This window comes from Cupriavidus sp. C1SS-2L (assembly GCF_057073735.1).
Window position 1 is genome coordinate 1075187 of the sequence record NZ_CP172708.1, and the last position, 21502, is coordinate 1096688.

The window sequence follows — 21502 nt, forward strand, 5'->3', positions numbered from 1 at the left end:
TCAGTCCAGGCGATAACTGCCCTTGCGCGCTAGCGCACGGACCATTGCGGCTACCAGGTCTACCTCGGCTTCACTGAGTTCGGCCATATGGCGCAGCGTCGCTTCGATGGCGGCGTTCTGCGCATTGCCGAACACGGAACGTGGTTCTTCGACGTGCAGGGCAGAGCTTCCCTGTGTCTCAAAATCGAGCATCTCTGACGGTGGCACGCCGAGCGTATCGGCCAGCATGCAGATGTTGAGCAGCGCGAGGTTGCGCTTGCCGCGTTCGATACCGCTCAGGTAAGAACGTGCCAGGCCGCTTTCCAGCGAGAGCGTTTCCTGTGACCAGCCACGTCGCTTGCGCAGGCGGGCAAGATGCAATCCGAATTCTCTGAGAGTGTGTTTGGTCATGGTCAGTGGGAAGTTATGCTCGGCCACAGGCTAGGAGTTTGACGCTGCAGCAACGACGCCTTATATTCGGACTCACCATCGGTGTCTGATCCGCAGTCTCAAGGGATGCGCCAGCAGAAGGCGCGCACCATGGCATGAACCGGGCGGCCTGATGGCCGTGCCAAACGGGGTACACGCAATGGAAAGCTCGCGTCGAATGCGCGGGTGTCGTTGCGTCTGAGGGGACCATCGTGTCTCCTTCGCTCTGTCAGGGGATTGCCATGCAGATCTACTCGCTGTTCGACGCGCCGATGCGTGCCTTCAGCCAAGGCCGCGCAACTGCCGCGGACCTTCATATCGGATTCCATTCCCGCCTGTTGCCGCCCTGTGCGGGGCCGGGCGTGACATGCGACTACGTTTTCCTGCAGGCAGGGCAAACCCAGCAGGTCTTCGTGGCCGGACGCGGTGAATGGTGGGCGTGCCTGCGCGGAGGCATCCGCATTGCAGCGCCGGGCCATGAGCCTGTGCTGATCGGGAGTGCCGACATGTTTGCGCCGGCGCCCGACTTACCCATGCAGGTACACGTCGCGCTCGACAGCATCCTGGTTCGTATTGCGCCGGATGATAGCCCTTCAACCGCCGATGGACGGCCAACTGAAGACACCTTGTTGCAAGGTGAGGCGCTGCGTTATTCGCTGGGATGTGTCGCTACGCTCGACAGTCAGGCCGGCCCGACGCTGGAAAACGATTGCAGCGAACAAATCGCGGCGCGCAGGCATGCGGGCTTCATGCAGTTGCAGGCGGGGGAGTGCATGCTCGCCGATGGCCTGCGCTGGGCGCTATGCCATCGCGGCGCGCTGTGCCTGCGCTGGCGTCAGGGCGGGGAGAATTATCTGAATTTCGTTCAGCCGGGCACGCTGTTCGTGCCGGATTCGCATGAGTCTTACAGCGTGGAAGTCCTGCTGCCCGCAACTGGCCTGCTGTACTGCAGTGGTGACGCGGAGCGCGAAGCGCTGGATGGATTCCATGCCGTATGTCGATTGCCAGTCGGGCGCGGCGGCATCCTTGAAATGCCGCGCGCGCCGTACGGCGCGCAGGCGGAATGCCTGCCGGCCTGAAGCAGGGCGCAATCAACCGGTGGCAATGCATGCCGCCGGCGTTCATCCGGCTTCAGTGACGCTTGTATTGCGTGGCGCCGAATAGAATTTCGCGAGCCTTGTCGTCCTGCAGGGGCTTGCGCGCACTGGCCAGAACTTCGACGCCGCGCTTCACGGCCGGGCGCTCGGCGATGGTGTTGAACCAGCGCTTGAGGTTCGGATACTCGTCGAGTTCCACGCCCTGATTCTGCCAGCTGCGCAGCCACGGGAACGTGGCGATATCGGCGATCGTGTACTGGTCGCCGGCCAGCCATTCATGCCGCGACAGCTGCGTGTCGATCACGCCGTACAGGCGCTTCGCTTCGTTGGTGTAGCGATTGACCGCATACTCGATTTTCTCGGGCGCGTAGATGCGGAAGTGGTGGGCCTGGCCAAGCATCGGGCCGACGCCGCCCATCTGGAACATCAGCCATTGCAGCGCCTCGTACTTGCCGCGCACGTCTTCCGGCAGGAACTTGCCGGTCTTGCCGGCCAGGTACAGCAGGATGGCGCCGGATTCAAACAGCGAGATTGGCTCGCCGTCCGGACCGTCAGGGTCAACGATGGCGGGGATCTTGTTGTTCGGGCTGATCTTGAGGAACGCCTCGCTGAACTGGTCGCCCGCGCCGATGTTGATAGGGTGGACCTTGTACTCGAGGCCGCACTCCTCGAGCATGATATGCACTTTGTGGCCGTTGGGCGTCGCCCAGCTATAGACATCGATCATCGCAAGAAGTCTCCTGACGGCGATATGGGGAAGGAGGGGCAGAAAAGGATCGATCGATTTAAGCACAGAAGAAAAAAACGCGCAGCGGGGCTGCGCGTTTCCATACTGCCGACGGGGTTGCCGGGCGCGTGTGTCGGGCTGGACTCAGAAGCCGCGTGCCACGGGCATCTTCACGTCTTCCGGCTTCAGGCCCATGTGCTTGGCCAGTTCCAGCTTGGCGATGGCGTTGCGGTGCACCTCGTCCGGACCGTCGGCCAGGCGCAGCGTGCGCTGGTGCGCCCACCAGTTGGCCAGCGGGAAGTCGCTCGATACGCCGGCCGCGCCGTGCACCTGGATCGCCCAGTCGATCACCTTCAGGGCGACGTTCGGGGCCACTACCTTGATCATGGCGATCTCGGCCTTGGCGATCTTGTTGCCCACGGTGTCCATCATGTAGGCGGCCTTAAGCGTGAGCAGCCGGGCCATTTCGATTTCGCAACGCGCTTCGGCAATGCGCTCCTGCGTGACGCCCTGGTTGGCGACTGGCTTGCCGAACGCCACACGCGACAGTGCGCGCTTGCACAGCAGTTCCAGCGCGCGCTCGGCCACGCCGATGCTGCGCATGCAGTGGTGGATGCGGCCCGGGCCGAGACGGCCCTGCGCGATCTCGAAGCCGCGGCCTTCGCCGAGCAGGATGTTCGAAACCGGCACGCGCACGTTCTTCAGTTCGATTTCCATGTGGCCGTGCGGTGCGTCGTCATAACCGAACACCGGCAGGAAACGCTTAATGGTGATGCCCGGGGTGTCGGCCGGCACCACGATCATCGACTGTTGCTCGTGGCGGCCCGCATTCGGATCGGTCTTGCCCATCACGATGTAGACCTTGCAGCGCGGATCGCCGGCGCCCGACGACCACCACTTGGTGCCGTTGATCACGTAATGGTCGCCATCACGCTCGATGCGGCATTCGATATTGGTGGCGTCCGACGAAGCCACGGCCGGCTCGGTCATCAGGAAGGCCGAGCGGATCTCGCCCGCAAGCAGCGGCTCGAGCCATTTGTCCTTCAGTTCTTCGGACGCGTAGCGCTCGAGCGTTTCCATATTGCCGGTGTCGGGCGCGGCGCAGTTGAAGACTTCGGCCGACCAGGGCACCCGGCCCATGATTTCGCACAGCGTTGCGTATTCGAGGTTCGACAGGCCCTGCGGCGCGCGCGGCGAACGCGGCAGGAACAGGTTCCACAGGCCGGCTTCACGTGCCTTGGGCTTCAGTTCCTCGATCAGCTTGCTCGGCACCCACGCGTTACCAGCCTGGCGGTTGGCGTTGATCTCTTCGTAGAAGCGCTTTTCGTTCGGGTAGATGTACTGGTCGAAGAAGGCCAGCAGCTTGGCCTGCATCTCCTTGACCTTGGGCGTGTATTCGAATTGCATGGGGTCTCCTCGCTACCAGGTAGTGGTGCGCCGGTGGCCCCGGCAGCACGGGTTGGTACGGACAGTACGCGGCATATGCCGATGGAAAGCACTCTATCCGAAACCTGGTAATAACAAAAATGAATTTTCTGGATTTGTCAGTATCAATGTCCTGCATTCCGTGCCAGAATGGGAGCCATGCAGCTATCCCGCATCGACCTCAATCTCTTCGTGGTGTTCGACGCTATCTATAGCGAAGGCAGCATCACCGCGGCGGCTCGTCAGCTCAACCTGACGCAGCCGGCGGTGAGTCACGCGCTGGGCCGCCTGCGCGGCCTGTTCGATGATCCGCTGTTCGAGCGGCGCGGGCAGGGCATGGCGCCCACGCCGCTGGCACGCTCGCTCGCATCGGAGGTCCGCTCGGCGCTGCAGTCCTTTGCGCGCACCCTGCAGGACACGCCGCACTTCGATCCGACCAACACTGTGCGCCGCTTCACCATTGGCATGCGCGACGCGCTGGAATCCACGCTGCTGCCGCCGCTGATGGCGCGCGTGACCTCGGTGGCGCCGCAGGTGGAGATTGCCGCGATCCGGTTCGACCGGCGCGAGATGGAATCCGAACTGCTGGCCGGCACGATCGATGCCGCGATCGATATCCTGCTGCCGGTGTCGCCGGCCATCCATCATGCCCAGTTCATGGCCGATCCGATGATCGTGCTGGCGCGCCGCGACCATCCGCTCGTGAAGAAAGAGCTGACGCTGGAACGCTATCTGGCTGCCGAGCATGTGCACGTGTCCTCGCGGCGCCGTGGTGCGGGGCTGGAAGACCAGGCGCTGCACCGCATGGGGCTGACGCGCCGGGTGCGGCTGCGCTGCCAGCACTATGCCGCGGCCTGCCGCGTGGTGAGCTGCACGGACCTGCTTGCAACGCTGCCGCTGCGTTATGCGCGCATCGCCAATGAACCTTATGCCAACCGCATCCTGTCGCTGCCGTTCAAAGTACCGTCGCTCGAGCTGCATTTGTACTGGCATGCAGGCGGCGAAAACGATGGCGCCAATCGCTGGCTGCGCGAGCAACTCATGGCGGTGATGTCCTCGCTCGGCGGCGGCGTGCCCGAAGCGCAGTCGGCGGTCTGACGTCGCCTGGTGCAGCGCGCGCGGGTCACACGTAAGCCATTGTTAGCGGGCTGGACGCTCGCCGACCGTCTCCCTACCATCATCGGGTCACATCTGCCCCCGGGGTCACCCCGCAAGCCCGCGCCTGCGTTCCGGTGATGTCCTGCTGCGCCCGCAATGCCGGGCTGCCACGGGCAGTTTCTCCATCAGAACTACGACGATACAGATCGATGACCGGGAAACGCTTGCCTGCTGAAAACCCATTACATTTTCTGAGTTCGCGCACGATGCCGCTGCGCTGGCGTACGCTGTGCGGCGCCGCCTTGCTGTCGGCGCTTGCCGCCTGTGGCGGCGGCGGTGATGGCGGCGACGGCGGCGGTACGGCCGCGAGCGGCACAGCCCAGCCATCGGGCCAGAGCAGTTCGACGCAGGCGGGGTCCTCGACGCCCGTAACGGCAGGTGGTTGCTACACGGTAAGCGGTTCGAAGCCTGCCGCGCCAGCCGGTGGCGGCATCGCTCTGCTGCCCGCGCGTGGCAGCGCCGTGAGCAACTATCGCGTGCTCGACGACGCGCGCAGCGCAGGCCTGTGCTATGCCAACTACCGGCGCGAACAGGTTGGCCTGCCACCGCTCGCGGCGGGTGATGCGCTCAACAATGTGGCGCAGAACCACACGGCGTACATGCTCGCCAACCAGACGCTCACGCACGACGAAGTCTCGGGCAAGGCCGGCTACACCGGCGCCACGCCTGACGCGCGTATCCAGGCCGCGTACCCGACCAACGCCGACGCAGAAGTCGTCGCGGGAGCGAACAAGTGGACGTCGGTGGCCAACGCCCAGCTATCGCTGTCGCCGAAGGACTCGCTGGTGTCCGACCTCATCAACGCGCCATTCCATCGTGCTTCGCTGCTGGGCAGCTACGCGTCCGCAGGCAGCGGCTATGCGGAAAGCGTGGGTCCGGACGGCACCGGCACCGCGGCGTACTACTACCAGACCGTCGATCTGGCCGATGCGTCGAAGGGCGGCACGGACAACCAGATGGTCGCATATCCGTTCGATGGGCAGGCCGACGTGCCGGCAAGCTGGATCAATTCGGAAAGCCCGAATCCGGCGCCCGGCTATGAGAACAAGACCATGGGCTATCCGGTATCGCTGCAGGCGATCAACACCTCGCTGCAATTCGATGCGGACAGCTTCACGATCACCGACGCGCAGGGCCGCAATGTCGATTGCCTGAAAGTCGACAGCCGCTCGTCCGGCCTTTCCGGTGCGGCGCGCGGCCTCGCGATCTGCACGCCGCTCGCGCCACTGGCAAGTGGCCAGCGCTACAGCGTCGCCGTCAGCGGCAAGCTGGGCGGGCAGGCGGTCAACCTGAACTGGTCATTTACCACGCGCTGAGCCTTTTCCGTCACCCGGCATGCGTATCGTGCACACCGGGTGAGCTTGTCGGGCTTTGTCTGACACCGCCGTGCGTCTGCGGCCACTACAATCGGCAGATCGTTCGTGGCGGAGATATCGCATGGTTCACCTGCTTGCATCCCGATTGGCGTGGCGCGGTTCGATCATTGTGACGTTCACGGCGCTGATGGCCGCGTGCGGCACGCAAAGCGGGGCGCCTGCGGCGCCTGCCGCTACTGCCGCGCCCGCGGCACCTCCGCCTCCCGCCACGGCAACGCTGCCACCTGCACCTGAAATTGCGTCGGGTTACCGCACCGACATGTCGACGGTGTACGCCGAGAAATACATGGCAGCGGCAGCCAATCCTCTGGCCACCGAAGCCGGGCGCGACGTACTGCGCCAGGGCGGCTCGGCAATCGATGCCGCCATCGCCATGCAGGCGGTATTGACACTGGTGGAACCACAGGCCTCGGGTGTCGGCGGCGGCGCCTTCATCATGTACTGGGACGGCAAGCGCGTGCAGGCCTTCGACGGCCGCGAGACCGCACCGGCCGGCGCCACGGAAAACCTGTTCCTCCGTCCCGACGGCAAGCCGATGGAATTCAGCGAGGCGCAGATCGGCGGGCGCTCGGTGGGCACGCCCGGGGTGCTGCGCGCGCTTGAAATGGCGCACCGCGAGCATGGCAAGCTCAAGTGGTCGCAACTGTTCCAGCGCGCGATCTCGCTTGCGGAGAAGGGATTCCCGATCTCTCCACGGCTTTACGCGCAGGTGGCGAGCGACAAGTTCATGTCGAACTCTCCTGAGATGTCCGCGTATTTCCTCGACGCCCAGGGCAAGCCCAAGCCGGCCGGCACCATCCTGAAGAACCCGCAACTCGCGCAGACGCTGCGCGCGATTGCCGCTAATGGTCCCAACGCGCTGTACACCGGACCGATCGCGCGCGACATCGTCACCAAGGTCAACGGAAGCCTCAATCCGGGCAGCCTGTCCACGCGCGACCTCGTGAACTACCGGGCCAAATTGCGTGTTCCGGTCTGTACCGACTACAAGCGCTGGAAGATCTGCGGCATGCCACCGCCGTCGTCGGGCGGGATCGCGCTGGCGCAGATTCTTGGCACGCTGCAGGCGCTGGAAACGCGTAACCCGAAGTACGCGCTCGCCGCACTCAAGCCATCCGCGGTCAGCACGCCCGCTGTCTTGGAAGCCAATCCCGATGCCGTCCACGCCATCGCCGAAGCCGATCGCCTGGCCTACGCCGACCGTGGCCTCTACGTGGCGGATTCGGACTTCGTGCAAGTCGATATCGCGGGCATGGTCAATCCGGCCTACCTGGAGCAGCGCGCGTCGCTGATCAGTGACAAGAGCATGGGGAAGGCCCAGCCCGGCGTGCCGCCAGGCACCTCGGTGGCCTTCGCGCCGGACCGCTCGCCGCCGCGCATCTCAACGTCGCAGATCGTCGCGGTGGACAGCCGCGGCGGTGCCATTTCCATGACGACGACGGTCGAGTCCTACTTCGGCTCGCACATCATGGTGCGCGGCTTCATGCTCAACAACCAGCTCACGGACTTCTCCTTCCTGCCGAGCGAAAACGGCAAGCCCGTGGCCAACCGCGTCGAGCCGGGCAAGCGCCCGCGTTCGTCGATGGCGCCGACGCTCGTGTTCGACCGGGAGAGCGGCAAATTCCTGGGCACGGTGGGATCGCCGGGCGGCTCGCAGATCATCGAGTACGTTTCCAAGACGCTGGTTGGACTGCTCGACTGGAATATGGACGTGCAGGCGGCCATCGGCATGGCCAACTTTGGTAGCCGCAACGGGCCGACCGAGCTGGAGAAGGGTTTGGTTACGCCGGCTTTGGCCGATGCGCTGAAGCAGCGCGGCCATCAGGTGGCGGAGATCGAGATGACGAGCGGCACGCAGGCCATCATGCGGCGTCAGCGGGCCGATGGGCGGCTGGTATGGGCGGGTGGGGCCGATCCGCGGCGGGAAGGCGTGGCGATGGGGGACTGAGCGCCGGAAACCAGAAGAGGGCGGGATTCGAAGTCCCGCCCTTTTGTTTTCTATCGGACTTTCTTCAACAATTACCGCCGTCAGGCGTCCAGCTTCACCCCAGCGGCCTTGACCACCTTGGCCCAGCGAGTTTCCTCGGTCTGGTAAAAGCGCGTGGTTTCAGCCGGAGTCATGGTCACGACTTCTGCCCCCTGACCGGCGAGCTGCGCCCGGATATCCGGCGAGCGGATGATGCGGACCAGTTCGGCATTGACGCGCGCAATGATCGCGTCGGGCATCGATGCCGGCGCCATCACGCCTTGCCAGGTGCCCGATTCGAAGCCCGGCACGCCCTGTTCCGCGATCGTCGGCGTCTGGCCCACCAGCGGCATGCGGGTGCGCTTGGACACCGCGATCAGCTTGAGCTTGCCGGCCTGCACCTGCGGAAGCGTGGCCAGCATCCCGTTCATCAGCACCTGCGCGGTGCCGCCCACGGTGTCGGCAATCGCCTGTGAGCCTCCCTTGTACGGCACGTACTGCCACTTGGCCCCGGTAGCCTGGGCTACGGCCACGCCGGCCAGGTGCGGCGCACTGCCAATGGCGGTCACGGCGAAATTCAGTTGCGATTTCTGCGACAGGTCCACAAGTTCCTTGAGATTCGAGACCTTGACCGACGGATGCACAACCAGCAGGTGCGGCGAGTAGGCGAGCATCGCCACGCCTTTCAGGTCCTTGCCGGGGTTGAACGTCAGCTTGGTGTACACCGATGGGCTGATTGCCAACGCGCCGACGTCGCACAGCAGCAGCGTGTGGTTATCCGAGCCGGCCTGCGCCGCCATAGCCGCGCCGATGTTGCCGTTGGCGCCGGGACGGTTGTCCACCACGATCGGTTGGCCGAGCGCCTCGCCGAGTTGCTTGCTGATCATCCGCGCGATGATGTCCGACGATCCACCGGCAGGGTAGGGGACGATCAGCCGGATCGGGCGGTTCGGCCAGGCGTCGGCGGCCTGGGCCAGACGCGGCAGCGCCGCCGAGGCGCCGCCCAGGGTGCCGAGCGCGGCCAGGCTGGATGCCTGCTGGAGGAACGTGCGGCGAGAGGTCATACAATGTCTCCTGAAATCGCTTAATTATCAGTCGTCATACAACATGGGTTGCATAGTAGACGGCTTTGCGCGAATCCGACATCGGGAAAATACTGAGATTCGGCCATAACCCTATACGTTGGCGGGTTTACAGGCCGGAAACGCAACAGCGCGCCGGAGCGCGCTGTTGTCTGATGACATGACTGTCGTCAGGCGGGTTTGCCGCCGTTGGTGGCTTTTCGCTTACTGCTTGGCTTTTTTCGCGTATTCCCAGCCCATCTCGGCCATCGGGCGAGCCCGCTTGCCGGCGTCGAGCGCCTGCGCGGACGACGCAGTACCGTCCACCACGCGCTTCATGATGCCCTGCAGGATGCCGGCGATGCGGAACATGCTGAAAGCCAGGTAAAAATTCCAGTCGCCGGTGATAGGGCGGCCCGTGCGCTGCTCGTACAGCTTGCGGTAGCTGGCCTCGTCGGGGATGCCGAGCGCGGCATGGTCCAGGCCCGCGATGCCGCGGAACTGTCCCGGCGCGATGTGCCAGCTCATGCAGTGGTAGCCGAAGTCTCCCATCGGATGGCCGAGCGTCGACAGCTCCCAGTCCAGCACGGCCAGCACGCGCGGCTCGGTCGGGTGGAACATCAGGTTGTCGAGGCGGTAGTCGCCGTGGACGATGCTGGTCAGGTCGGCGTCTTCCTGCGGGATATGCTGCGGCAGCCAGTCCATCAGCGAATCCATGGCGGGGATCGATTCGGTTTCCGACAGCTTGTACTGCTTGGTCCAGCGTTCGATCTGGCGCTGGAAGTAGTTGCCGGGCTTGCCGTAGTCGCCAAGGCCGATGGCCTGGTAGTCGACGGTATGCATGGCCGCGATCACGCGGTTCATCTCGTCATAAATGGCGGTGCGCTCGGCCGGGCTCATGCCGGGCAGCGACTGGTCCCACAGCACACGGCCGCTGACGAACTCCATGATGTAGAACGCGCGGCCGATCACCGATTCGTCTTCGCACAGCGCGTACATCTTTGCCACGGGCACGTCCGTGCCGGCGAGCGCGTCCATCACGCGGTATTCGCGTTCGATAGCGTGCGCGGACGGCAGCAGCTTGCTCTTGGGGCCCGGCTTGGCGCGCATCACGTAGGTCTGGCCAGGCGTGACGAGCTTGAACGTCGGGTTGGACTGGCCGCCCTTGAACTGCTCCACGCTCAGCGGGCCGGCAAAGCCTTCCACATGCTGGCGCATCCAGGCTTCCAAAGCCTCGGTGTCGAAACGCTGCTGGTCCGCCACGGGGCGCGTGCCCTCGAAGTGCGATACGTTGCTGCTCATGCTGTCTCCGGTGGTTTTCTGTCGGTATCGGTGATGAAGAATGGTGTGCCCGCGGTTGGATCAGGCAGCGGGCGGCCGTCCGCGCAGGTACTGGTGCAGCAGGACTTCCATCGTCGTGTGGCGAGAGCCGCTGTGCACGGGCGTCGGTGGCGAATAGTTGGTCATGCGCACGACCCAGTCGAGCGGATCGTCGCCCATGTCGAGCACGTTGATGCAGCCCGCGGTCTGCAGCAGCGAGCCAAAGAACACGCGCCGGCCGCAGGTGATGGCCTGTGAAAGGATCACGCGGTTCGTGGCGCCGTGCAAGACCAGCAGTGCCGTGTCCCAGCCTGGATCATCGCGCAGCCGTTGCAGTGCCGGCAGTACGCGGTCAAGGAAGTGGCCGATGGTCTCGCCGTTCAGAAAGCGCTTGTCTTCCGACACTTCGCCTTCGAACGCGCCGACAAAGGCATCGCGCAGGTCTTCGGTGGCAATCGCCGACAGGTCGCCGCCGCGGATTTCGCGGAAGTCGGGCCAGACCTCGGGCGATATGTCCTGCATGTGGGGCAGTTCGGCGAGCACAAGCTCGGCGGTCTGCACGGTGCGGGGCAGGCCGCTGACGATGACGCGGTCGAAGCGGATCTTTTCGGCTGCAAAAGCACGCCCCGCGGCCGTGGCTTGCATGCGGCCGGTCTCGTTGAGCGGGACCATCTCGGGCAGCGCCGGGCGCCCGCCTTCATCGAAGTACGAAACGGCGCCATGGCGCATCAGGTAGATGCGGCGGCGTGAGGACGGCGGCAATTCCATGCTTGTCTCCCTCATTGATGTCAGCAGGCCCGTCTTGCGCGGGCTTCTGCGGCGGCACGCTACCGCGCCGCCATGATTCAACGCAATGTTCAGCGGTAGCGCGGCTTGCGCTTTTCCAGGAAGGCGCTGATGCCTTCGCCGCCGTCCGGGTGGTGCAGCGCGGCCACGAAGTTGTCGCGCTCGGCCACGAGGTGCTCGCTCAGCGAAGCCGTGGCCGCATGGTTGATCAGGCCCTTGATGCGGCCGACCGCATGCGGGGACTGTTCGGCGATGGCCTCGGCCAGGCGCAACGCTTCGGTCAGCGCTTGGCCCGGTGGCGCCACACGGTTGACCAGCCCGAACTGCGCGAGCCTGGCGCCATCCACGGGCTTGCCTTCCATCATCAGTTCGCTGGCCAGCGCGCGCGGCAGCGCGCGCGCCAGTTCGTACGAACCGCCGCCGTCGGGCGTCAGTCCGACCTTGACGTAGGCCATGACGAACTTGGCATCGCTCGCGGCCACGACAAAATCGCACGCCAGCACGACCGAGAAACCGGCCCCCGCCGCCGCGCCTTCGACTGCCGCGATGACAGGCTTGGGGAACGCGTGCAGCGTTTCGATCCAGTGGTTCAGCGTTTCGATGCTTTGGGCCTGCACTTCGCGCGGCTTCGAGCGGTTGCCGAGCAGCCGGTTCAGGTTGCCGCCGGCGCAGAAGATGCCATCGGCACCGGTGATGATCACGGCGCGCACCGAATCATCGCCGGCGGCGGCGTTCAGCGCCTCGAAAGAGGCGGCGTAGATATCCGGATGCAGCGCATTGCGTGCCTCCGGGTTCGAGATGGTCAGCACCAGCGTCGAATCAACGCGGGACGTAAGCAACTGTGCGGTCATGGACGGCCTCGGGATATTGCGGGGGCAGGGGAGCCAGGCTCCTCAGTTCTCTTCGGTCAGCAGCGACAGGCCGAGACCGGCACGGCGCCACAGCCACGGGCTCGGGCGGTAGCGCATGTCGCCGGTCAGGGCTTCCATATTGCGCAGCGTTTCCAGCACCAGTTGCGGGCCGACGGCGTCTCCAAGCGCCAGCGGACCCTTCGGGTAGCCGAGGCCGAGGTTCACGGCCAGGTCGATGTCGGCCGGCGAGGCAATGCGCTGCTGCGCGATGTCGCTGGCGATGTTGATGATGCAGCAGAGCACGCGCTGGGCCACGAAGCCGGCCGAATCGCGGATCACCGTGACCGGCACGCCGTCGCTCGCGAACAGGCCGTGCGCGGCGTTGCGTGCGGCAGCGCTTGTGGCGGGTGTGGTCATCAGCGTGCGGCGCTTGGTGGCTTCGAACGGCAGCAGCGTGTCGATGGCCACCGTGCGCGAGGCATCCAGACCCTGCTGGAGCGCGGTAGTCGTGGCGTCGAGGCCCAGCGGCGTGACGACGATCAGTGCATCGGCTGATGGCTGTTCACCGCTCTCGGGCGTCACGCCCATCGCGCCGAGCAGCTTCGTGACCATCGCATGGCCACGCTCGCTCGCGCGGCTGACCCACACGCTGGCCGGACGCGCCGACGGGACGGCGGCAACGGCCGGGACCTGCTTCTGGCCGTCCACGTAGCGATAGAAACCGGCGCCTGCCTTGCGCCCGACCAGCCCGCCCACCGAGCGGATCGCCGTGATCGGCGACGGGCGGTAGCGCGGCTCCTGGTAGAACTGGTTGTAGATCGATTCCATGACCGGGTGCGACACATCGAGTCCGGTCAGGTCCATCAGCTCGAACGGCCCCATGCGGAAGCCGGCCTGCTCGCGCATGATGTTGTCGATATCGACAAATTCGGCCACCCCTTCCTGCGCGACCTTGATGCCTTCGATATTCATGCCACGGCCGGCGTGGTTGACGATAAAGCCCGGCATGTCCTTGCATCGCACCGGCGTATGGCCCATGCGGCGCGACAGCGCCATCAGCGCATCGCCCACGGCCGGATTGCCCGACAGGCCGTCGATGACCTCGACCACCTTCATCAGCGGCACCGGATTGAAGAAGTGGTAGCCGACGACGCGGCCCGGTTCCTTCGCACCGACCGCAATCGCGGTGATCGACAGCGACGAGGTGTTCGACGCGATGATCGCGTCGGGGCGCAGCACGGCCTCCAGCTTGGCGACGAGATCGCGCTTCACGTCGAGCCGCTCGACGATCGCCTCCACCACCATGTCGCAGCGGGACAGGTCTTCGAGCGCGCCGCACGGCTTCACGCGAGCCAGCGTGGCATCGGCATCGGCCGCCGAGATCTTGCCTTTTTCAGCGAGCTTGCCAAGCGTATCCTGCAGATACTTGCGCGCGGCTTCCACGGCTTGCGGGTTGGCGTCGTACAGGTTGACGGTCAGGCCAGCCTGCGCCGCGATCTGGGCGATACCGCGGCCCATGGCGCCCGTTCCCACGATGCCGAGCGTCTCGATGGTGAAAGTGCTCATTTTTTGTCCCTGAAGTTGTGGTTAAATTAGCACGATCGTACGTTTTTTGCATCTTTCCGGAAATGGCCGGAAGGCAGGCGGCGTGCGCTGATCGGCCAGTCCGGCGGCACCAGAAGACCGGGATGGTTCACAATCGCTACGGGCTTGCGCCCGCAAGCGTGGATTCCAACAGGAGAGAGACGACATGCTGAAACTGTGCGGATTTGCCGCCAGCAACTACTACAACAAGGTCAAGCTGGCACTGCTGGAAAAGAATGTGCCGTTCGAGGAGGTGCTGGCCTGGATCGGCGAGACCGACACGACCGCCACGCCAGCCGGCAAGGTGCCCTACATGATCACCGAATCGGGTTCGTTGTGCGAGTCGGAAGTCATCAACGAATACCTGGAAGCCGCTTATCCGCAGACGCCGCTGCTGCCGCGCGATCCGATGCAGGCCGGCAAGGTACGCGAAATCGTCACATTCCTGGAGTTGTACCTCGAACTGACCGCGCGCGAGCTGTACCCGGAGGCGTTCTTCGGCGGCAAGGTCAGCGACAACGTGAAGGAGCGCCAGCTCAAGCTGCTGTCGCGCTATGTTCCCGCGTTCGCGAAGCTCGCGAAGTTCTCGCCGTATGTGGCGGGCGATACCTTCACGCTGGCCGACTGTGCAGCCGCCGTCCACCTGCCACTGGTGTCGTCGTGCACAAAGATCATCTACGGCAAGGACCTGCTGGCCGACCTGCCAGTCAAGGAATACCTGAAGACGCTGTCGGAGCGCCCGTCGGTGCAGAAGGTCAATGCCGACCGCAAGGCGAACACCGAGCTGATGCTGAGCCGGAACAAGTAAGCGCCGGCCTGCATGGGTACTGCGCCTGAAGCAAAACGCCCGCGGTACACACATGCCGCGGGCGTTCTCGTATTGGCGGGACCGATTTCAGAGCTTTGCCAGCCGCTCCAATGCCAGCGACAGCGTTTCTTCCTTCTTGGCGAAGCAGAATCGCACCACGCCCGATTCGCGCGGCTGCGTATAGAAGGCCGAGACCGGGATCGCCGCCACGCCGATCTCTCGCGTCAGCCACATCGAAAACTCGGCCTCGCTCAGGTCGGAAATCGCGGAGTAGTCCACGCATTGGAAATACGTGCCCTCGGACGGCAGCAGCTTGAAACGCGTATTGGCCAACCCGACGCGGAAATAGTCGCGCTTGGCCTGGTAGAACGCGGAGAGTTCCAGATACGGCGCGGGATCGGCCATGTAGTCGGCCAGGCCATGCTGTACGGGCGTATTCACGGTGAACACGTTGAACTGGTGCACCTTGCGGAATTCCGCCGATAGCGCCGCCGGCGCCGCCACATAACCGACCTTCCAGCCCGTCACGTGGTAGGTCTTGCCGAAGCTCGAAATCACGAAGCTGCGCCGCGCAAGTTCCGGATGGCGTGACACCGATGCGTGTGGCTCTCTGTCGTAGACCATGTGCTCGTAGACCTCGTCCGACAGCAGCAGGATGTCGGTGCCGGCCAGCAGTTGGGCCAGCTTGTCCATGTCGGCGGCACGCCAGATCGTCCCGGTCGGGTTGTGCGGCGTGTTGATGAGGATCATCCGCGTACGCGGCGTGATGGCAGCAGCGAGGCGGTCGAACGGCACGCGGAAATCGGGCGCCTCCAGCGTGACCGGCACAGCGGTCGCGCCGGCCAGTTCGATCGCCGGCAGGTAGCTGTCGTAGCACGGTTCCAGCACGATCACCTCGTCGCCGGGATGCACGGCGCACAGGATCGCGGTCAGGATGCCCTGCGTGGCGCCGGCCGTGACGGTGATCTCGCTTTCCCAGCTATAGCGATGGCCGTACAGCGTGGCGATCTTGTCGGCGATTGCCTGGCGCAGGCGCGGCACGCCGGCCATCGGCGGGTACTGGTTGTGACCCGTGCGCATGGCATGGGTCACGGCATCGACGATGCGCGGATCGCAATCGAAGTCGGGAAAGCCCTGTCCGAGGTTGACGGCGTTCTTTTCGGCTGCCAGTGCGGACATCACGGTGAAGATCGTGGTGCCGACGGATGGTAGGCGCGACACGGGCGGAGTCAGCGGGGCGAGGGTGGAGTCTGCGGACATGGCTGCGACGTTGTAGGACGAGAGCGAAAATCGGCTTGCCGGAGCGGCAACAGCGGCAATTCTAAAGCGATTCGAGGCATCAGGCGGCGGCCGCCAGGGCAACCAGCCACTGGCCGAACGCGGGCGGTGTCATCACTTCCACGCCGCTGGAGCGGCGCAAGCGGCTCCTGAGCTTGAGCACGGCCTTGTCCTTCGACACCAGGCACGCGGCACGCGAGAAGTGCGCAAGCTCGACGAACTTCTGGTCGTCCGTGTCCTTGCAGCGCGGCAGGCGGATGGCGTCGGCGTCTTCCTGCGAGGGCAGCGGCTCCAACGTGCTGAAGCGGTCCACGGTGGCCAGTGCCGCGTCGATATCGACGGCAAAACGTGCAAATTGCGGATAGGCGAGCACGCGGCGCAGTTCTTCGCGGCAGTCGGCGCGGATCACTGGCGCGAAGGTGCCGGCTTCGAGCGCTTCGAGGATCGGTCGGGTGTGCGGATCGCCGAACACCAGCAGGTCGACCCAGATATTGGAGTCCAGTACAACGCGCGGAGGGTTACTGGCGGCAGATGTGATGCCGGCGAGGCTGGGCGCTGAAGCGTCGCCGGATGTCGGGTTGGTCATTCGCTACAATCTTGGCTTTGTGTTTCCCGCAATTTTGCCATGCTCATCGTCCTGTCTCCCGCGAAGTCCCTGGACTACGAGACACCCGCGCGCACCAAGACCCATACGCTGCCCCGTTTTATCGAACGTTCGGCGGTGCTGATCGATCGCCTGCGCAAGCTCGCGCCGCAGGATGTCGGCGCGCTGATGGACATCTCCGACAAGCTCGCGGTGCTCAACGTTACGCGCTATGCGGAGTGGTCGGAGACCTTCACCGCCGCCAACAGCAAGCAGGCGGTGCTGGCCTTCAACGGCGACGTCTACGACGGCTTCGATGCAAAGAGCCTGTCGGCCGATGACCTTGGCTTTGCGCAGACGCATGTGCGCATCCTGTCCGGCCTGTACGGCGTGCTGCGCCCGATGGACTGGATGCAGCCTTACCGCCTGGAGATGGGCACGCGCCTCGATAACGTCGCGGGCAAGGATCTCTACGCGTTCTGGGGCGACGACGTGACCCGGCTGCTCAACGACGACTTGGCCGGGCTCAAGCACGAAGGCGCGCCGACGCTTGTCAATCTCGCCTCGGAAGAGTATTTCAAGGTGGTGCGCCCCAAGGTGCTGAACGCGCGCATCATCACGCCGGTGTTCGAGGACTGGAAGGGCGGCCGCTACAAAATCATCTCGTTCCATGCCAAGCGCGCACGTGGCACCATGGCACGCTATGCGGTCACGCATCGCGTGACGGAGCCTGCTGCGCTCAAGCGCTTTGCCGAAGACGGCTACGCCTTCGATGCCGCTGCTTCCGACGACGGCCGCTGGGTGTTCCGCCGCCGCCTCGAAGACTGAACCCTGCCACGGAGCTGCCCGACATGACTTCAGGCCTGCATATTTCCACCAGTTTCGATTCGGGCGCGATCGAGGTCGAAGCGCTCGACCATGCCGACGATATCCGCGTGCGTATCCGTGCCGATTCGCACGCGGACTTCCGCCAGTGGTTTCATTTCCGCCTGCAGGGCGCGGCGGGGCAGGCGTGCCGGCTGCAGTTCCTCAACGCGGGGGACTGCACGTATCCGGACGGCTGGCGAGACTATCGCGCGGTGGCCTCGTACGATCGCGCGAACTGGTTCCGCGTGCCGACGCGCTTTGACGGGCAGGTGCTGACCGTTGAGTTCACGCCGCAACATGACAGCGTCTGGTTCGCATACTTCGAGCCCTATCCCGAAGAGCGCCACCTGTCGTTGCTGGCAACGTGCCAGCGCTCGCCGCTCGCAAAGCTTTCGCATCTGGGAAGTACAGTCGACGGCCGCGACATGACCCGCGTGACGGTGGGCCAGCCCGGTCCCGGCAAGAAGACCATCTGGATGATTGCGCGCCAGCATCCCGGCGAAAGCATGGCCGAATGGTTCTGCGAAGGCGTGCTCCAGCGCCTGACCGGCACCGGCATGTGGGCGCACGATCCGGTCGCGCGCAAGCTGCTGGAAAGCGCCGTGTTCCATATTGTGCCCAACATGAACCCGGACGGCTCGGCCCGCGGCAACCTGCGCACCAACGCCGCGGGCGCCAACCTGAACCGCGAGTGGATGACGCCGAGCCCGGAAACGAGCCCGGAAGTCTGGCACGTGCGCCGCGCGATCGAGGCGACGGGCTGCGACCTGTTTTTCGACATCCACGGCGACGAGGGCCTGCCCTACAACTTCGTCGCCGGGAGCGAGATGCTGCCGAGCTTTTCCGAGAAGCAGCGGGAGGAGCAAACACGCTTTATCGAGGCCTTCAAGCGCGTCACGCCGGACTTCCAGGACGTGCATGGCTATGCCGCGAGCAAGTACAACGCCGACGCGCTCAAGCTCGCGTCGAAGTACGTCGGCCACACGTTTGGCTGCCTGTCTCTGACGCTGGAAATGCCGTTCAAGGACAACGCCGACCTGCCCGATGCCACGGTGGGCTGGAACGGCGCGCGCAGCGCGTTGCTGGGCACGGCGATGCTGGAGGCGATCCTGAATTTTCTCGGCTAAGCCCGACCGCAGTAAGCAACACAGGCCTGCCGGCAAGGCGGGCCTTTTTACATGGGACTGCCCCGACGCTTACTGCTTCTTCTTGCTCTTGCTCGACGACTTGGACGACGACGAGGACGATGCCTTGGCCGAAGACTTACCCGACGTACTGCTCTTGGACGAAGCCGTAGACGTGCTCTTGGACTTGCTGCCCTTCGCCCCTTTCTTGCTGCCCTTGCTGGACGAGGCGTGACTGGATGTCGCGACAGCGGGGGCTGCCGCCGGTTCCGCGATAGCCGTGCCGCTGCTGTCGAGCAACTCGTATGCGAGCATCATGCCGTCGTCGTAGCCGCAGCGCACCTTGACGGGCTGCCATTGTTCCTCGCCACGGCGCTTGTGAGCCATCGCGGAGAATGTCACCACCGAACTCACCGGCACGGATTGCTTGCCCTGCGAGAAGCGGCCGCTCCACGGTTCCACCATGGCCTGGCCGGCGCCAAGCGCGCCGGTGGGGATCTTGAGCGCGTCGTAGGTGGCCGAGCGGGGCAGGACCCAGCTCGCGTGGGCTGCGCAGTCGGCGACGTCGCTCGTAGCGCCCTCGGATTTCATCAGCTGATCGCGCATCTTGGCGCGGTACTCGGCAAGGCTGACGCGGCCGCGGTCGGGCAGGGTGATGGTCTTGGTCGGTTCCGGCGCGGGCGTTGCCGGGGCTGCGGGCGCGGGGCGTACAGGGGCGGCAGGGGTCGCGGACTGGCTGGCGGCATCGGTGCCATCAGCCGGCGTATTGGCGCAGCCCGCCAGCACCAACGCACCGGTTACTGCGGCGGCCAGCATGCTGAGGCGGCTGCCGATCAGTCGGGAGAGTCGTCGGATCACGGTGTCTGTCTTGCCATTCTGGCAAGCGTGGGTTCGCAAAGGATTGCCATGATAGAGGAAACCTATCTTGCAAAGTTCCTAAACTTTGTTACCCATTCTTTTTGCGCACGAATGATCGGCGGGCATTAACAGAAAGCCTGTGTGTTGTGCAACCGAGATGAACCCGGATGCAGCGCGCTGCATCCGGGATAGCTTCTGCCGCGGCTCAACGCAGCGCGCGAGCGGGCATGGAACGCGTGAACTTCAGCAGTTCATCGAGCAGCGTGTTGAGGTCGTGCCGCAGCTTGGCAAAGCCGGCCGTGTGGGTCAGGCCAGCTTCGTCCATGTAGAGCTTGCGGTTGATCTCGAGCTGCAGGCTGTGGCGGCCGGTCTGCGGCTGGCCGACGACGCGCACGATTTCGACGCCCTTGTACGGGTGGTTGCGCCAGACGTCATAGCCCATGTCCTTGAGCACGCCTTCGACACGGTCGGTGAAGCGCTTGTCGCACGTCGTGCCGTCGCGGTCGCCCACCACGAAATCCGGGTGTTGGATCCCCGGGAATTCCGTCGCGTACTGCGCTGCCTGGCTCGGCATCGAATGGCAGTTGATGTGCCAGGCCGCGCCATGTTCGGCCACGGCGCGATCGGCGAGCTTCTGCAACTGCGCGTAGTAAGGCAGGTAGCAGCGCTCGATGCGCGACTGCACTTCCTCCACGCTCAGCTTGCGGTCGTAGATCGCTTCGCCGGTGTCGAGCACGCGCCAGACCAGGCCCTTGCCCAGGCGGGTCTTGGCGGTATCCTGCTTAGCGCCGGGCCACGGCGCGTCGAGCAGTGCCTCGTCGATTTCCTCGAGCCCGCGGTTGGCATCCAGGTAGCTGCGCGGAAAGCCCGCGCACAGTAGCGGAATGCCACGCGACGGGGCGCCTGCGTAGAGTTCGTCGACAAAGGTGTCTTCGGCCTGCCGCAGCAGCGGCAAGGGTAGCGTGGCGGCGGGGCGGAAGTCCGTCGGATAGACAGTCGCGCTGTGCGGCGAGTCAAGGAACAGTGCGCTCACCGGGCCTTCCGGCAGGTAAAGCTGGTACGGACTGTCCGCGCTCTTTCGGTCTGCTTCGGTCATGGTGCTGCGGCAATCAGTCGAGGGAGATCTTGGCTGCGGCGGCGACGCGCTTGTTCTTGGCCACTTCGCTCTTGATCTGCGCGGCAAACTGCGCAGGCGTGTTGCCCACCGGCGTGGCGCCCAGCTTTTCAAGTTTAGCCTTCACCTCGGGCAACGCCAGCACCTTGATGGCCGCGGCATTCAGCTTGTTCTGGAGGTCGGCGGGAAGATTCGCCGGGGCGATCAGGCCGAACCATGCGGAGTCGTTGACTTCGGGCAGGCCCAGTTCGGCGAACGTCGGCACGTTGGGCAGTGCGGCAACGCGTTTGGGCGCGGCCACGGCCAGCGCGCGCAGCTTGCCACCTTCAATGAACGGCAGCGACGACGGCAGGTTGTCGAACAGCACCTGGACCTGGCCGGCCAGCGCGTCGTTCAGCGCCGGTCCCACGCCCTTGTACGGCACATGCAGCAGTTCGGTCTTGCTGCTCATCTTGAACAGCTCGCCCATCATGTGCGACACGCTGCCATTGCCAGCCGAACCGTACGCGAGCTTGTTGGGCTGCGAATGCGCCAGCGCGATGAACGATTTCATGTCGGTAGCCTTCACCGACGGGTGGATGCTCATCACATTGGGCACCGAGGCCAGGTTCGTGATGGTCGTGAAGTCCTTGGTGGCGTCATACGACAGGCGGGGGTACACGGCAGGGTTGATGCCGTGCGTCGAAGCCGTGGCAATACCGAGCGTGTAGCCATCCGGCGCAGCCTTGGCCAGGTAGGCGGTGCCGATGCTGCCGCCCGCGCCGCCACGGTTGTCCACCACCACGGCCTGGCCGAGTTGCTGGCCGAGCTTGTCGGCGACAATGCGCGCCACGATATCGGTCGTGCCGCCGGCAGGGAACGGCACCACCAGCGTGATCGGCTTGGTCGGGTAGTTGGACTGGGCGGCGGCAGGCAGCGCGGCGCCTGCGGCAATGGCAGCCGAGGCTGCGGCGAGAACGCGGAGGAGTTGTCGACGTTGCATGATTTTTGCGGAGCAGGAGGGATCGGAATGGAGAGAAAAGCGGTTTCTCCGATTCTGCTCGCGCCGGCAAGATGCCCGCAAACGAAATAAAATCGCACGGTCATTCCATTTGGTTGTGAAGTTGAGGTG

Annotated in this window: 20 protein-coding genes; 7 read left to right on the top strand and 13 right to left on the bottom strand. The window is 64.8% G+C overall.

The features are described 5' to 3' along the window. Positions 1-390 (bottom strand): helix-turn-helix domain-containing protein, encoded by a 390-nt coding sequence (locus ACIGJG_RS04995; protein WP_483672839.1) that lies wholly within the window; start codon positions 388-390, stop codon positions 1-3. A gap of 524 nt (positions 391-914) precedes the next feature. On the opposite strand from ACIGJG_RS04995, the gene ACIGJG_RS05000 reads away from it, so the two are divergent. Continuing rightward, positions 915-1487 carry a hypothetical protein gene (locus tag ACIGJG_RS05000; RefSeq protein WP_483672840.1) on the top strand — a complete coding sequence of 191 codons (573 nt, stop codon included), beginning with the start codon at positions 915-917 and terminating at the stop codon, positions 1485-1487. Positions 1488-1539: 52 nt separating this feature from the next. Here the strand turns inward: ACIGJG_RS05000 and ACIGJG_RS05005 are convergent, their stop codons facing one another. Then, entirely contained in the window at positions 1540-2232 is a 693-nt protein-coding gene (locus ACIGJG_RS05005) for a glutathione binding-like protein (RefSeq protein WP_140950800.1), read from the bottom strand. 144 nt (positions 2233-2376) lie between these two features. After that, positions 2377-3639 (bottom strand): acyl-CoA dehydrogenase family protein, encoded by a 1263-nt coding sequence (locus tag ACIGJG_RS05010; RefSeq protein ID WP_483672841.1) that lies wholly within the window; start codon positions 3637-3639, stop codon positions 2377-2379. Positions 3640-3816: 177 nt separating this feature from the next. On the opposite strand from ACIGJG_RS05010, the gene ACIGJG_RS05015 reads away from it, so the two are divergent. From ACIGJG_RS05015 to ggt, 3 genes are all read left to right on the top strand, one after another. Then, positions 3817-4755 (top strand): LysR family transcriptional regulator, encoded by a 939-nt coding sequence (locus ACIGJG_RS05015; RefSeq protein ID WP_041679860.1) that lies wholly within the window; start codon positions 3817-3819, stop codon positions 4753-4755. 266 nt (positions 4756-5021) lie between these two features. Then, positions 5022-6131, top strand: a complete 1110-nt coding sequence (locus ACIGJG_RS05020) for a CAP domain-containing protein (RefSeq protein ID WP_483672842.1) — start codon at positions 5022-5024, stop codon at positions 6129-6131. A gap of 121 nt (positions 6132-6252) precedes the next feature. Then, positions 6253-8139, top strand: a complete 1887-nt coding sequence (gene ggt, locus ACIGJG_RS05025; RefSeq protein ID WP_483672843.1) for a gamma-glutamyltransferase — start codon at positions 6253-6255, stop codon at positions 8137-8139. Between the two features lie 80 nt (positions 8140-8219). On the opposite strand, the gene ACIGJG_RS05030 is transcribed toward ggt, so the two are convergent. The 5 genes from ACIGJG_RS05030 to ACIGJG_RS05050 all read right to left on the bottom strand — a co-directional run bounded on the left by ACIGJG_RS05030 (position 8220) and on the right by ACIGJG_RS05050 (position 13741). Beyond that, positions 8220-9221, bottom strand: coding sequence for a Bug family tripartite tricarboxylate transporter substrate binding protein (locus ACIGJG_RS05030; RefSeq protein WP_011297189.1), 1002 nt, complete (start codon positions 9219-9221; stop codon positions 8220-8222). Between the two features lie 222 nt (positions 9222-9443). Continuing rightward, the gene (locus ACIGJG_RS05035; RefSeq protein WP_011297190.1) at positions 9444-10520 is read right to left on the bottom strand and encodes a phosphotransferase; all 1077 of its coding nucleotides are present in this window, start codon (positions 10518-10520) and stop codon (positions 9444-9446) included. A gap of 60 nt (positions 10521-10580) precedes the next feature. Then, a complete protein-coding gene (locus ACIGJG_RS05040; protein WP_140950806.1) occupies positions 10581-11306 on the bottom strand; it encodes a histidine phosphatase family protein in 726 nt (241 codons plus the stop codon). 89 nt (positions 11307-11395) lie between these two features. Further along, on the bottom strand, positions 11396-12175 hold the full coding sequence (locus ACIGJG_RS05045) for an oxepin-CoA hydrolase, alternative type (protein ID WP_483672845.1): 780 nt from the start codon (positions 12173-12175) through the stop codon (positions 11396-11398). Between the two features lie 42 nt (positions 12176-12217). Then, the gene (locus tag ACIGJG_RS05050; protein WP_011297193.1) at positions 12218-13741 is read right to left on the bottom strand and encodes a 3-hydroxyacyl-CoA dehydrogenase; all 1524 of its coding nucleotides are present in this window, start codon (positions 13739-13741) and stop codon (positions 12218-12220) included. Between the two features lie 184 nt (positions 13742-13925). On the opposite strand from ACIGJG_RS05050, the gene ACIGJG_RS05055 reads away from it, so the two are divergent. Further along, a complete protein-coding gene (locus ACIGJG_RS05055) occupies positions 13926-14567 on the top strand; it encodes a glutathione S-transferase (RefSeq protein WP_011297194.1) in 642 nt (213 codons plus the stop codon). A gap of 87 nt (positions 14568-14654) precedes the next feature. On the opposite strand, the gene ACIGJG_RS05060 is transcribed toward ACIGJG_RS05055, so the two are convergent. Both ACIGJG_RS05060 and ACIGJG_RS05065 read right to left on the bottom strand, forming a co-directional pair. Then, on the bottom strand, positions 14655-15827 hold the full coding sequence (locus tag ACIGJG_RS05060; protein WP_483672846.1) for a pyridoxal phosphate-dependent aminotransferase: 1173 nt from the start codon (positions 15825-15827) through the stop codon (positions 14655-14657). A 79-nt stretch (positions 15828-15906) separates the two neighbouring features. Further along, on the bottom strand, positions 15907-16431 hold the full coding sequence (locus ACIGJG_RS05065) for a putative toxin-antitoxin system toxin component, PIN family (protein ID WP_140950147.1): 525 nt from the start codon (positions 16429-16431) through the stop codon (positions 15907-15909). A 39-nt stretch (positions 16432-16470) separates the two neighbouring features. Here ACIGJG_RS05065 and yaaA point away from each other — a divergent pair, with 39 nt between their 5' ends. Both yaaA and ACIGJG_RS05075 read left to right on the top strand, forming a co-directional pair. Further along, positions 16471-17256, top strand: a complete 786-nt coding sequence (gene yaaA, locus ACIGJG_RS05070) for a peroxide stress protein YaaA (RefSeq protein ID WP_140950146.1) — start codon at positions 16471-16473, stop codon at positions 17254-17256. A 23-nt stretch (positions 17257-17279) separates the two neighbouring features. Further along, positions 17280-18422, top strand: coding sequence for a M14 family metallopeptidase (locus ACIGJG_RS05075; RefSeq protein WP_140950145.1), 1143 nt, complete (start codon positions 17280-17282; stop codon positions 18420-18422). 69 nt (positions 18423-18491) lie between these two features. Here the strand turns inward: ACIGJG_RS05075 and ACIGJG_RS05080 are convergent, their stop codons facing one another. The 3 genes from ACIGJG_RS05080 to ACIGJG_RS05090 all read right to left on the bottom strand — a co-directional run bounded on the left by ACIGJG_RS05080 (position 18492) and on the right by ACIGJG_RS05090 (position 21373). Further along, positions 18492-19277 carry a BspC domain-containing protein gene (locus ACIGJG_RS05080; protein WP_368013928.1) on the bottom strand — a complete coding sequence of 262 codons (786 nt, stop codon included), beginning with the start codon at positions 19275-19277 and terminating at the stop codon, positions 18492-18494. 205 nt (positions 19278-19482) lie between these two features. Then, positions 19483-20373, bottom strand: a complete 891-nt coding sequence (locus tag ACIGJG_RS05085) for an N-formylglutamate amidohydrolase (protein ID WP_011297200.1) — start codon at positions 20371-20373, stop codon at positions 19483-19485. 13 nt (positions 20374-20386) lie between these two features. Further along, a complete protein-coding gene (locus ACIGJG_RS05090) occupies positions 20387-21373 on the bottom strand; it encodes a tripartite tricarboxylate transporter substrate binding protein BugE (RefSeq protein ID WP_011297201.1) in 987 nt (328 codons plus the stop codon). Between the last annotated feature and the right edge of the window lie 129 nt (positions 21374-21502).